Here is a 12,009-nt window from a genome sequence, read left to right as displayed (position 1 = left end):
CATGCTCACAGACTGCCCTGACTGAGAGACTGCAACCATGCCCCCCGAATCCGCGGACCGGCCCACCAGCCGTGACTTCCCGGTGCACTGGCCGGTGTCGACCCGATGGACCGACAACGACATGTTCGGCCATCTCAACAACGCCGTGTACTACGCGCTGTTCGACACCGCGATCAACGGGTGGATCAACACCACGGTGGACGTCGACCCGGTCAGTGCGCCGTGGTTGGGAGTGGTCGCCGAGTCGGGTTGTCAGTACTTCGCGGAGCTGAGGTTCCCGGACCCGCTGACTGTCGGGTTGTCGGTGGCGCGGTTGGGCAACAGCAGCGTGACCTATCGCCTGGCGCTGTTCGAACGCGACGCGGTGCAGGTCGCGGCGATCGGGCATTGGGTGCACGTGTACGTCGACCGTTCGACACGGCGCCCGGTCCCGATCCCGGAGGCGATCAGGTCGCTGCTGGAGACGGCGCGCGTCGAGTAGTCGATATGCTCCCCTGATGCCGCTCGTGAGCAAGACCGTCGAGGTCGAGGCGCCCGCCGAGGCCATCATGGCGATCGTCGCCGACTTCGAGAGGTTCCCGGAGTGGAACCCCGAGATCAAAGGATGCTGGATCCTCGCCCGGTATGACGACGGCCGGCCCAGTCAGCTGCGACTCGACGTCGAGGTGCAGGGGCAGGCCGGCACGTTCATCAACGCGGTCTACTACCCGGGCGAGAACCAGATCTTCACGCTGCTGCAGCAGGGCGACCATTTCGACAAGCACGAGCAGCGGTTCTCGGTGGTGTCGATCGGGGCGTCGTCGCTGCTGACGGTCGACATGGATGTCGAGACCAAGTTGCCCATCCCGAAGCCGATGGTCAAGAAGGCGATCGGCGAGACGCTGGACTATCTGGCCGACAACCTCAAGGCCCGGGCCGAACATTTGGGCGCCGGCAGCGCATAGACGCGCGCGAAGCCGGGTTGCCTAGTCCCAGAGCCCGATCTTCTCCAGCCGGACGATCAACCTCTGCGCCCCGTCGGTGAACTGCCCCGTCGTCAACCGCACCACCGTCTCCGCGTCCCGCCGCCGTAGCGCCGCGATCAACTCCCGGTGACTGGCCACCGCGTCCGTGCCCCAGCTCGGATCCGTCGCATACAGCAGTGGCGGCAGGTACCGCGCCACGTGCAACAGGAACCACGCGAGCTTGATCCGCCCCGATGCGTGGTTGAACGCCCGGTGGAAGGCGAACTCCGCGAACGCCACCTCCTCCGGATCCTGATGCTCGACCGCCTCGGCGAGCGCGGAGTTGAGCTGCTCGAGCTCCTCGATCTGCGTCTCGCTGATCCGTTCGGTGGCGGCCTCGGCCAATTTCTCCGCGATCGTCGCCTGCAGCCAGAAGATGTCCTCGATGTCCCCGCGCGTCATCGGCACCACGACGTGCCCGCGGTGCGGCTCGAGCCGCACCATCCCCTCGCCGCGCAATGTCCGAAGCGCCTCCCGGACCGGGGTGATGCTCACGCCCAGCTCCGCGGCCGTCTCGTCGAGCCGGATGAACGTCCCTGGCCGCAGTGCTCCGGTCATGATCGCCGCACGCAGATGCCCCGCCACCTCGTCGGAGAGCTGTTCGCGGCGAGTGGCGCGCCGCCTCGCCGGACGTCGTGCGACGGGGGCGGCGTTCACGGGTGCTCTCCGGTTCTTCGGCGTGATCGGACGGGGTTGTCCACGAAGCGCCTTGGCCATAGTGTGACCGGGGCCATCCAATGTTTGATCAAATATCAACCACACGCAACCCCGAGACGATGGAGCCGACCCACGTTGACCTCCGAGCCCGACGCCTCTGAGCCTTCACACACCGAGCAGCCGTATCTCGCCCGCAGGCAGAACTGGACCAATCAGCTCGCCCGGCACGCCCTCATGCAGCCGGGCGACACCGCACTGCGTTTCATGGGCCGCACCACCACCTGGGGTGAACTCGACGACCGCGTCACCAAGCTGGCCGGAGCCCTGAGCCGCCGCGGCGTCGGTTTCGGCGACCGTGTCCTCATCCTCATGCTCAACCGCACCGAGTTCATCGAGTCGTTCCTGGCCGTCAACAAGCTCGGCGCCATCGCCGTCCCCGTCAACTTCCGCATGACCCCGCCGGAGATCGCCTTCCTCGTCAGCGACTGCGCCGCCCGCGTGGTCGTCACCGAAGCGGTGCTGGCCCCCGTCGCCACCGCGGTACGCGACCTCGATCCGACGCTCGAGACGGTGATCGTCGCCGGTGGCGCCACCGACGACGGGATCCTGGGCTACGACGACCTGATCGCCGAACCCGGTGAGGCGCCGGCGCCCGTCGACATCCCCAACGACGCACCCGCGCTGATCATGTACACCTCGGGGACCACCGGCCGCCCGAAGGGTGCGGTGCTCACCCACGTCAACATCGCCGGCCAGGCGATGACGTTCCTGTTCACCAACGGCGTCGACCTCAACCACGACGTCGGTTTCATCGGGGTGCCGCTGTTCCACATCGCCGGTATCGGCAACACGATCGTCGGCCTGCTGCTCGGCCGCCCGACCGTCCTCTACCCGCTCGGCGCGTTCGACCCGGGGGCGCTGCTCGACGTGCTCGCCGAAGAAAAGGTCACCGGCATCTTCCTGGTGCCCGCGCAGTGGCAGGCGGTGTGCGCAGCGCAGCGGGCCAAACCGCGCGACCTCAAACTGCGGGTGCTGTCCTGGGGCGCCGCGCCCGCTTCGGACACCCTGCTGCGCGATATGGCGGAGACCTTCCCCGGCGCGCAGATCCTCGCCGCCTTCGGCCAGACCGAGATGTCGCCGGTCACCTGCATGCTGTTGGGCGAGGACGCGCTGCGAAAGCTCGGCTCGGTGGGCAAGGTCATCCCGACGGTGGCCGCGCGCATCGTCGACGAGGACATGAACGACGTCCCGATCGGACAGGTCGGGGAGATCGTCTACCGGGCCCCGACGCTGATGGCCGGCTACTGGAACAACCCCAAGGCCACCGCCGAAGCATTCGAGGGCGGCTGGTTCCACTCCGGCGACCTGGTCCGCCAGGACGAGGAGGGCTACATCTGGGTCGTCGACCGCAAGAAGGACATGATCATCTCGGGTGGCGAGAACATCTACTGCGCCGAGGTCGAGAACGTGCTCGCCGCCCACCCCGCGATCGCCGAGGTGGCGGTCATCGGGCGCGCCCACGAGAAGTGGGGTGAGGTGCCGGTGGCCGTCGCGGCGGTGCGTGGCGCCGAGGACGCTGCCAAGCCGCCGGCGCTGTCATTGGCGGATCTCGACGAATTCCTGACCGAACGGCTGGCCCGGTACAAGCACCCGAAGGCGCTCGAGATCGTCGACGCGCTGCCCCGCAACCCCGCCGGCAAGGTCCTCAAGACGGAGCTACGCCAGCGGTACGCAGGCCCGAAGCCGATTGACGCTGGCGAAAGTTCCACTGCGCCAACGGGTTCGGCAGCAGGTCCGGGAAGCTAGCGAATGGACGCGGGTTTGCTAACGGTTGAGTGCCCAATCCTGCCGATGCGGTGCACGGCCGGGAAACGATCGGGTACAGTCCTGTGGTCTCACTTACTACTTATGAGTAGGGAGACAGTCGTCACTAGGGTCGGAATGGGGCAAGGAGGCGGCGTGCGACAGGTTCTGCCGTTGCGCCACGAGGTTGACGGTTCCGGCATGGGAGCGCGCTCGTGACCGCCTCCAGTGGCGGGTTGACGGGATACGTACGTGATCAGGTCAGGCCGGGGCTCGAAGCCGTCGGCGGGTTCGTCCGGATGTGCGTGCTGACCGGTAAGGCGCTGTTCCGTCCGTTCCAGTGGCGCGAGTTCATCCTGCAGGCCTGGTTCCTGTTCCGGGTGTCCTTCCTGCCCACCGTCGCAGTCTCCGTGCCGCTGACGGTCCTCATCATCTTCACGCTCAACATCCTGCTCGCCGAATTCGGCGCCGCCGACGTCTCCGGCGCCGGTGCGGCGCTCGGCGCCGTCACCCAGCTCGGACCGCTGGTCACCGTGCTCGTGGTCGCCGGCGCCGGATCGACCGCCATCTGCGCCGACCTCGGCGCCCGCACCATCCGCGAGGAGATCGACGCCCTCGAGGTGCTCGGCATCGACCCGATCCACCGTCTGGTGGTTCCGCGTGTCGTCGCCTCCACCTTCGTCGCGCTCCTGCTCAACGGCGCGGTCATCACCATCGGCCTGGTCGGCGGCTTCATCTTCGGCGTCTACATCCAGAACGTTTCGGCGGGCGCCTACGTCTCCACGCTCACGCTGGTGACCGGCCTGCCCGAGGTGCTCATCTCCGTCGTCAAGGCCACCACGTTCGGCCTCATCGCCGGGCTGGTCGGCTGCTACCGGGGGCTCACCGTGGGCGGCGGCGCCAAGGGCGTCGGCACCGGCGTGAACGAGACCCTGGTGCTCTGCGTCGTCGCGCTGTTCGCGGTCAACGTGGTGCTCACGACCATCGGCGTGCGGTTCGGAACGGGGCGCTGACATGGCAACCACATCGGAGTCGAACGCCAAGACCGGGACAGTCCTGCGACAGCGCTTCCCCCGCGGTTATGCCCGCGCGGAGAAGCTCGTCGCGGCGCCGTCACGAGGTCTGGACAGCGTCGGCCACGTCGCGTGGTTCGTCGTCACCGCCGTCGGCTCGATCGGCCACGCCCTGCGGTACTACCGCAAGGAGGTGCTGCGGCTGATCGCCGAGATCGGGATGGGCACAGGCGCGATGGCCGTCATCGGCGGCACCGTCGCGATCGTCGGGTTCGTCACCCTCTCGGGCGGTTCGCTGATCGCGATCCAGGGGTTCGCCTCGCTCGGCAACATCGGCGTCGAGGCGTTCACCGGATTCTTCGCCGCACTGGTCAACGTGCGCATCGCCGCCCCGGTGGTGTCCGGTCAGGCCCTGGCCGCGACCGTGGGCGCCGGCGCCACCGCCGAACTCGGCGCCATGCGCATCAGCGAGGAGATCGACGCCCTCGAGGTGATGGGCATCAAGTCGATCTCCTACCTGGTGTCGACGCGCATCATGGCCGGCTTCATCGTCATCATCCCGCTCTACGCAATGGCGATCATCATGAGCTTCCTATCGGCGCAGGTGACCACGACGCTGTTCTACGGGCAGTCGACCGGCACCTATGAGCACTACTTCCGTACGTTCCTGCGACCCGACGACGTCGCATGGTCGTTCGTGCAGGCGATCATCATCTCGATCATCGTCATGCTCAACCACTGCTACTACGGCTACTACGCCAGTGGTGGTCCGGTGGGCGTCGGTGAGGCGGTCGGCCGCTCGATGCGGGCCTCGCTCATCGCGATCGTGCTGGTTGTCCTGTTGGCCTCGTTGGCGCTGTACGGCACCGACCCGAACTTCAACCTCACGGTGTAGCCATGGCCGAGCCGAACTCACCCGTCAACAAGCCGCGTACGCCGCCGTACAAGATCGCGGGCCTCGTCCTGCTGGTGATCTTCGCGGTGGTCGCCACGCTGGTCGCGTTTCAGTTCCGCGGCGACTTCGCTTCGCGCGAGAAGCTGACCATGATGGCCGCCCGCGCCGGCCTGAACCTCGACCCCGGCACCAAGGTCACCTACAACGGTGTGGAGATCGGCCGCGTCGCCGAGGTCAACGCGGTCAGCGTCGGCAACGATCCCCGGGCCAGGATCACGCTCGAGGTCGACACGAAGTACATGCAGCTGATCCCGGCGAACGTGCTTGCGGACATCTCGGCGACCACGGTGTTCGGCAACAAGTACGTCTCGTTCACCACGCCGCCCGACCCGGTCCCGCAGCGGATCAAGTCCACCGACGTCATCGACGTGACCAGCGTGACGACGGAGTTCAACACGCTGTTCGAGACCGTCGTGTCGGTGGCGGAGAAGGTGGACCCGGTCAAGCTGAACCAGACCCTGACCGCGACCGCGCAGGCCCTGGACGGCCTCGGCGACCGCTTCGGCGAGTCGATCGTCAACGGCAACGCGATCCTGGCCGACCTCAACCCGCAGATGCCGCAGATCCGACGGGACGTCCGCGGGCTGGCCGACCTCGGCGAGGTGTACGCCAACGCCGCCCCCGATCTGTTCGACGGGCTGGAGAATGCGGTGACCACGGCCCGCACGCTCAACGAACAGCGCGGCAACCTCGATCAGGCGCTCATCGCGGCGGTCGGCTTCGGCAACACCGGCGGTGAGGTGTTCGAACGTGGTGGTCCCTACCTGGTCCGCGGTGCGGAGGACCTCATCCCGACGAGTGCGCTGCTCGACGAGTACAGCCCCGCGCTGTTCTGCACGATCCGCAACTTCCACGACGTGGAGCCGAAGATCTCGTCGTCGCTGGGCGGGAACGGCTATTCGCTCAACACCCACTCCGAGGCCCTCGGCGCGGGCAACCCGTACGTGTACCCGGACAACCTGCCGCGCGTGAACGCCAAGGGTGGTCCGGAGGGGCGGCCCGGCTGCTGGCAGCCCATCACCCGGGATCTGTGGCCCGCGCCGTACCTGGTCCTCGACACAGGCGCCTCCCTTGCGCCGTACAACCATCTCGAACTCGGTCAACCGATCGCCATCGAATACGTCTGGGGACGCCAGATCGGGGAGAACACGATCAACCCATGAAAATCACCGGTACCGCACTCAAACTCGGCGCCTTCTCGCTGGTGCTGCTGCTGTTCACCGCGATCATCATCGTGGTGTTCGGTCAGATGCGTTTCGATCGCACCACCGGCTACTCGGCGATCTTCACCAATGTCAGCGGCCTGCGGCCCGGCCAGTTCGTCCGCGCCTCCGGCGTCGAGGTCGGCAAGGTCTCCAAGATCGAGCTGATCGAAGGGGGCAGCCGGGTCAAGGTCGACTTCAAGGTCGACCGGTCCCTGCCCCTGTTCGACGAGTCCACCGCGTCGGTGCGCTACCTGAACCTGATCGGCGACCGCTACCTCGAACTCAAGCGCGGCGACAGCGATCGGAAGATGCCCTCCGGCGGCACCATCCCGGTCGAGCGCACCGAACCCGCGCTGGACCTCGACGCGCTCATCGGCGGTTTCCGCCCGCTGTTCCGGGCGCTCGACCCGGAGAAGGTCAACAACATCGCCAGGTCGATCATCACGGTATTCCAGGGGCAGGGCGGCACCATCAACGACATCCTCGACCAGACCGCGTCGCTGACGTCGGCGCTGGCCGATCGAGACCAGGCGATCGGTGAGGTGATCCGCAACCTCAACACCGTGCTCGACACCACCGTCAGGCACCAGGAGCAGTTCGACGAAACGCTGGTGAACTTCGAGCGGCTCATCACCGGTTTGAAGAACCGCGCCGACCCGATCGCGTCGTCGGTCGCCGACATCAGCGACGCCGCGGGCACCGTGGCCGACCTGCTCGCCGAGAACCGGTCGCTGCTGCAGGACACGGTCGGCTACCTGGAGGCCACCCAGCAGCCGCTGGTCGAGCAGAAGGGTCAGCTCAATGACATCCTCGTCCGGTTGCCGAACGCGTTGAAGATCATCGGCCGCGCCGGCGGCGTGTACGGCGACTTCTTCAACTTCTACGCCTGCGACGTGACGCTCAAGCTCAATGGCCTGCAGCCGGGCGGGCCGGTGCGCACCGTCAAGGTGTGGGGTCAGCCCACGGGTAGGTGCACTCCGCAATGAGAACGCTCGAGGGATCGAACCGCCTCCGCGGCGGGTTGATGGGCATCATCATCCTGGTGCTCGTCGTCGGGGTCGGACAGAGCTTCGCCAGCGTGCCTATGCTGTTCGCCAAGCCGAGGTACTTCGCGCAGTTCGGCGACACCGGCGGCATCAACCCCGGCGACAAGGTCCGCATCGCCGGCGTCGACGTCGGCGAGGTGCTCAAGACCGAGATCGAGGGCGACAAGGTCGTCGTCGGCTTCACGCTGGGCGGTACGCAGATCGGCAGTGACAGCCGCGCGGCGATTCGCACGGATACGATTCTGGGCCGTAAGAACATCGAGATCGAGCCGCGTGGGTCGACTGCGCTGGAGGCGAACGGAATTCTGCCGCTGGGGCAGACGACCACGCCGTACCAGATCTACGACGCGTTCTTCGACCTCACCAAGTCGGCATCCGGCTGGGACACCACATCGGTGCGCGAGTCGCTCAATGTGCTGTCGGAGACGATCGACCAGACCTATCCGCACCTGAGCGCGGCGCTCGACGGGGTGGCCCGCTTCTCCGACACCATCGGTAAGCGCGACGAGCAGCTCAAACAGCTGCTGGCCAATGCCAACAAGATCGCCGGGGTGCTGGGTGAGCGCAGCGGTCAGGTGAATGCGCTGCTGGTCAACGCGCAGACCCTGCTGGCCGCGATCAACGAGCGCAGCTACGCCGTCGGCCAGCTGCTGGAGCGGGTGTCGGCGTTCTCGGAGCAGGTCGAGGGCTTCATCGACGACAACCCGAACCTCAACAGGGTGCTCGAGCAGCTGCGCGTGATCAGCGACATCCTCGTCGAGCGCAAATTCGACCTGGTCGACGTGCTGACCACGCTGAGCAAGTTCACCGCATCGCTGGCCGAGGCCTTCGCGTCCGGCCCGTACTTCAAGGTCATGCTGGTCAACCTGGCGCCCTACTGGATCCTGCAGCCGTACGTCGACGCGGCGTTCAAGAAGCGCGGCATCGACCCGCAGAAGTTCTGGCGTGACGCCGGTCTGCCGGCCTACCAGTTCCCGGATCCGAACGGGGTGCGTCAGCCCAACGGTGCGCCGCCGCCTGCGCCGGCGACCCTGCAGGGCACTCCGGAGTACCCGAATCCCGCGGTGCCGAGGGGCGACCCATGTTCCTACACCCCGCCGGCCGACGGCCTGCCCACACCGGGCAATCCGCTGCCGTGTGCGGACCTGAGCGTCGGCCCGTTCGGCGACAATCCCTACGGTCCGAACTACCACGGCCGGCCCAACGTGGCGACGTCGGAGCCGAACCCGAACGGCATGTTGCCCACTCCCGGCGTCGCCAGTTCCGGGGTGCCGGGTCAGCAGGCGCCCGTGGTGCCGGGTACGCCCGTGCCGCTGCCGCCGGCCCCGCCGGGTGCGCGCAACGAGCCGCCGGGACCGTTCCCCGGTCCGACGGCCGTAGGCGGTCAGGTGAACAACGTGCCGCCGCCGCCGGCGCTGCCGGGTCCGCCGCCGGGGCCGGGCCAGCAGCTGTCGCCCGCCCAGACGGGTCCGCTGCCGGGCAATCCACCGTTCCTCCCGCCGGGATCTCAACAATGACGGGGGCCTGATCAATGTCAACGATCTTCAACGTGCGGAACATGAAGATGCCGACGTTGTCACGCGCTTCGGTGATCATCGGCACGCTTGTCGTGGTGCTGGCGCTGGTGGCCGCGTTCGCGGGCTGGCAGCTGTACAAGAGGCTGTCCACGAACACCGTCGTGGCGTACTTCTCCGACACCCTGGCGCTGTACCCCGGCGACAAGGTGCAGATCATGGGTGTGCGGGTCGGCACGATCGACAAGATCGAACCGGCGGGCGACAAGATGAAGGTGACCTTCAGCTACGAGTCGAAGTACAAGGTGCCCGCGAACGCCACCGCGTCGATCCTCAACCCGAGCCTGGTGGCCTCGCGCACCATTCAGCTGGCCCCGCCGTACACCGGCGGCCCGGTCATGGAGGATGACGCGGTCATCCCGATCGACCGCACCCAGGTGCCCGTCGAGTACGACGAGCTGCGTGACTCGCTCGACCGCATCCTCACCGACCTCGGCCCCACGCCGGACCAGCCCAAGGGTCCGTTCGGTGACGTGATCGAGTCCTTCGCCGACGGTCTGTCCGGCAAGGGAAAGCAGATCAACACGACGTTGAACAGCCTCTCGGAGGCGCTGACCACCCTCAACGAGGGCCGCGGTGACTTCTTCAGCGTGGTCAAGAGCCTCGCGTTGTTCGTCAACGCGCTCTACCGCAGCGATCAGCAGTTCGTCGCCCTCAATGACGACCTGGCGCAGTTCACCAACTCGTTCACCAACACCGACCGCGAGCTGGCGACCGCGCTGCAGGACCTCAACGAGCTGCTCACCACCACGCGCGGGTTCCTCGACGAGAACAGTGAGGTCCTGACCAAGGACATCAACAACCTCGCCGACGTGACCAACGCGATCCTGCAGCCCGAACCGCTCGACGGTCTGGAAACGGGTCTGCACGTGTTACCGAACCTGGGCGGCAACATCCTCAACATCAGCTCACCGGTCAACGGCGGCATCGTCGGTGTGCCGGTCATCAACGGCATGGCCAACCCGATGCAGTTCATCTGCAGTTCGATCCAGGCGGGCAGCCGGCTGGGCTACCAGGAGTCGGCGGAACTGTGCGCGCAGTACCTGGCGCCGATCCTCGATGCGCTGAAGTTCAACTTCCCGCCGTTCGGGTTGAACCAGATCAGCACGGCCATGACGTTGCCGAAGATGATCGCCTACTCCGAGGACCGGCTGCGCCCGCCGCCGGGATACAAGGACACCACGGTGCCCGGCATCTTCTCCCGCGACACGTTGTTCTCCCACGGCAACCACGAGCCCGGCTGGGTCGTCGCCCCGGGGATGCAGGGCGTCGACGTGCAGCCGTTCACCGCGAACATGCTGACGCCGCAGTCGCTGGCCGCGCTGCTCGGCGGACCCGACGCGCCGATCCCGGGTGCACCGCCCGCGTTCGGCACCACGCGCGACGGCAACCTGCCCGGCCCGCCGAACGCCTTCGACGAACGCAATCCGTTGCCGCCGCCGTGGTACCCGCAACCCGGCCCGCCGCCCGCACCCGCCCCGGGTGTCATCCCGGGCGACCCCGGGGGCTCCCCGCTGTCGGGTCCGGCGCCAGGACCCGCGCCCGCCGCGCAGGCACCCGCACCGGCAGGCCCGCCGTTGCCCGCTGAAGCAGGAGCGCCGTGATGAAGCACAGGATCCGTCGTCTCGCCACCCGCACGGTCGCGCTCGCCGTGGCCGCGGTGGTGCTGACGTCGTGCGGTTCGTGGAAGGGCATCGCGAACGTGCCGTTGCCCGGCGGTCCGGGCACCGGCGGCGATGCCATGACGGTGTACGTCCAGATGCCGGACACGTTGGCGCTCAACGTCAACAGCCGGGTCCGGGTGGCCGACGTCTTCGTCGGGACCGTCCGCGCGATCGAGCTGAAGAACTGGGTCGCAACCCTCAAGCTGGGCATCCAGCCGGGTGTCGAACTGCCGTCCAACGCGCTGGCCAAGATCGGTCAGACCAGCCTCCTGGGGTCCCAGCACGTCGAGCTGGAGGCACCACCGGATCCGTCGTCGGAGCCGCTTCGCGACGGGGACACCATCCCGCTGAAGAACGCCTCGGCGTTCCCCACCACCGAGCGGGTGCTCGCCAGCATCGCGACGATCCTGCGCGGCGGAGGCATCCCCAACCTCGAGGTGATCCAGACCGAGGTGAACAACCTGCTGACCGGGCGGGCGGAGCAGATCCGCGAGTTCCTCGGCCGGCTCGACGTGTTCACCGACGAGCTCAACCAGCAGCGTGAAGACCTCACCCGCGCCATCGACTCGACGAACCGGTTGCTCAACATCGTGGCGAGCCGCAACGACACCCTCGACCGTGTGCTCACCGAGTTCCCGCCGCTGATCGAGCACTTCGCCGAGACGCGGGATCTGTTCGCCGACGCCGTGATCGCGGTGGGCCGCATCAGCCGCGCGGCCGACACCTACCTCGGCCAGGCCCAGGACCCCCTGAACACCAACCTGCAGAACCTGCAGCGTCCGCTCAAGCAGTTGGCCAGGTCGTCGCCGTACCTGATCGGTGCGCTCAAGCTGATGCTGACCGCCCCGTTCAGCATCGAGAACATCCCGAAGGTGGTGCGCGGTGACTACATCAACGTGTCGCTGAACGTGGACCTGACGTTGTCGGCCCTCGATAACGCTTTCCTGTCCGGCACCGGTGTGTCGGGTATGGCCCGCGCGCTCGAACAGTCGTGGGGCCGCGACCCGGCGACAATGATCCCGGACGTGCGCTTCACGCCGAACGCGCACAGCGCACCGAACGGACCGCTGGTCGAAAGGGGTGAGTGA

At 67.3% G+C, this 12,009-nt stretch carries 11 protein-coding genes; 10 read left to right on the top strand and 1 reads right to left on the bottom strand.

Annotated elements, in window-relative coordinates:
- Positions 1–37 precede the first annotated feature (37 nt).
- Positions 38–481: an acyl-CoA thioesterase gene (locus G6N49_RS22820; protein ID WP_011557539.1), complete on the top strand. Its 444-nt coding sequence runs from the start codon at positions 38–40 to the stop codon at positions 479–481.
- Positions 482–497: 16 nt separating this feature from the next.
- Entirely contained in the window at positions 498–944 is a 447-nt protein-coding gene (locus G6N49_RS22815; protein WP_011557540.1) for an SRPBCC family protein, read from the top strand.
- A 21-nt stretch (positions 945–965) separates the two neighbouring features.
- On the opposite strand, the gene G6N49_RS22810 is transcribed toward G6N49_RS22815, so the two are convergent.
- Positions 966–1,661: a GntR family transcriptional regulator gene (locus G6N49_RS22810; RefSeq protein WP_011557541.1), complete on the bottom strand. Its 696-nt coding sequence runs from the start codon at positions 1,659–1,661 to the stop codon at positions 966–968.
- A gap of 135 nt (positions 1,662–1,796) precedes the next feature.
- Between G6N49_RS22810 and fadD5 the strand changes: the two genes are divergently transcribed.
- The 8 genes from fadD5 (at position 1,797) to G6N49_RS22770 (ending at position 12,009) form a co-directional block, all read left to right on the top strand.
- Positions 1,797–3,467, top strand: a complete 1,671-nt coding sequence (gene fadD5, locus G6N49_RS22805; RefSeq protein WP_011854200.1) for a fatty-acid--CoA ligase FadD5 — start codon at positions 1,797–1,799, stop codon at positions 3,465–3,467.
- A gap of 212 nt (positions 3,468–3,679) precedes the next feature.
- On the top strand, positions 3,680–4,477 hold the full coding sequence (locus tag G6N49_RS22800; protein ID WP_011557543.1) for an MlaE family ABC transporter permease: 798 nt from the start codon (positions 3,680–3,682) through the stop codon (positions 4,475–4,477).
- A gap of 1 nt (position 4,478) precedes the next feature.
- Positions 4,479–5,372: an MlaE family ABC transporter permease gene (locus tag G6N49_RS22795; protein ID WP_011854201.1), complete on the top strand. Its 894-nt coding sequence runs from the start codon at positions 4,479–4,481 to the stop codon at positions 5,370–5,372.
- Positions 5,373–5,374: 2 nt separating this feature from the next.
- A complete protein-coding gene (locus G6N49_RS22790; RefSeq protein ID WP_011854202.1) occupies positions 5,375–6,595 on the top strand; it encodes an MCE family protein in 1,221 nt (406 codons plus the stop codon).
- Positions 6,592–7,623 (top strand): virulence factor Mce family protein, encoded by a 1,032-nt coding sequence (locus tag G6N49_RS22785; protein ID WP_011557546.1) that lies wholly within the window; start codon positions 6,592–6,594, stop codon positions 7,621–7,623. The genes G6N49_RS22790 and G6N49_RS22785 overlap by 4 nt, the downstream gene beginning before the upstream one ends.
- Positions 7,620–9,200: a virulence factor Mce family protein gene (locus G6N49_RS22780; RefSeq protein WP_064875009.1), complete on the top strand. Its 1,581-nt coding sequence runs from the start codon at positions 7,620–7,622 to the stop codon at positions 9,198–9,200. Before G6N49_RS22785 ends, G6N49_RS22780 begins: the two co-directional genes overlap by 4 nt.
- Before the next feature lie 14 nt (positions 9,201–9,214).
- A complete protein-coding gene (locus G6N49_RS22775) occupies positions 9,215–10,861 on the top strand; it encodes a virulence factor Mce family protein (protein ID WP_011557548.1) in 1,647 nt (548 codons plus the stop codon).
- Positions 10,861–12,009, top strand: a complete 1,149-nt coding sequence (locus G6N49_RS22770; protein WP_059097314.1) for a virulence factor Mce family protein — start codon at positions 10,861–10,863, stop codon at positions 12,007–12,009. Before G6N49_RS22775 ends, G6N49_RS22770 begins: the two co-directional genes overlap by 1 nt.

It is taken from the genome of Mycolicibacterium monacense (genome assembly GCF_010731575.1).
Lineage (GTDB): Bacteria > Actinomycetota > Actinomycetes > Mycobacteriales > Mycobacteriaceae > Mycobacterium > Mycobacterium monacense.
The sequence above is the reverse complement of the archived record's forward strand: the minus strand, read 5'-3'. Positions and strand labels throughout refer to the sequence as shown.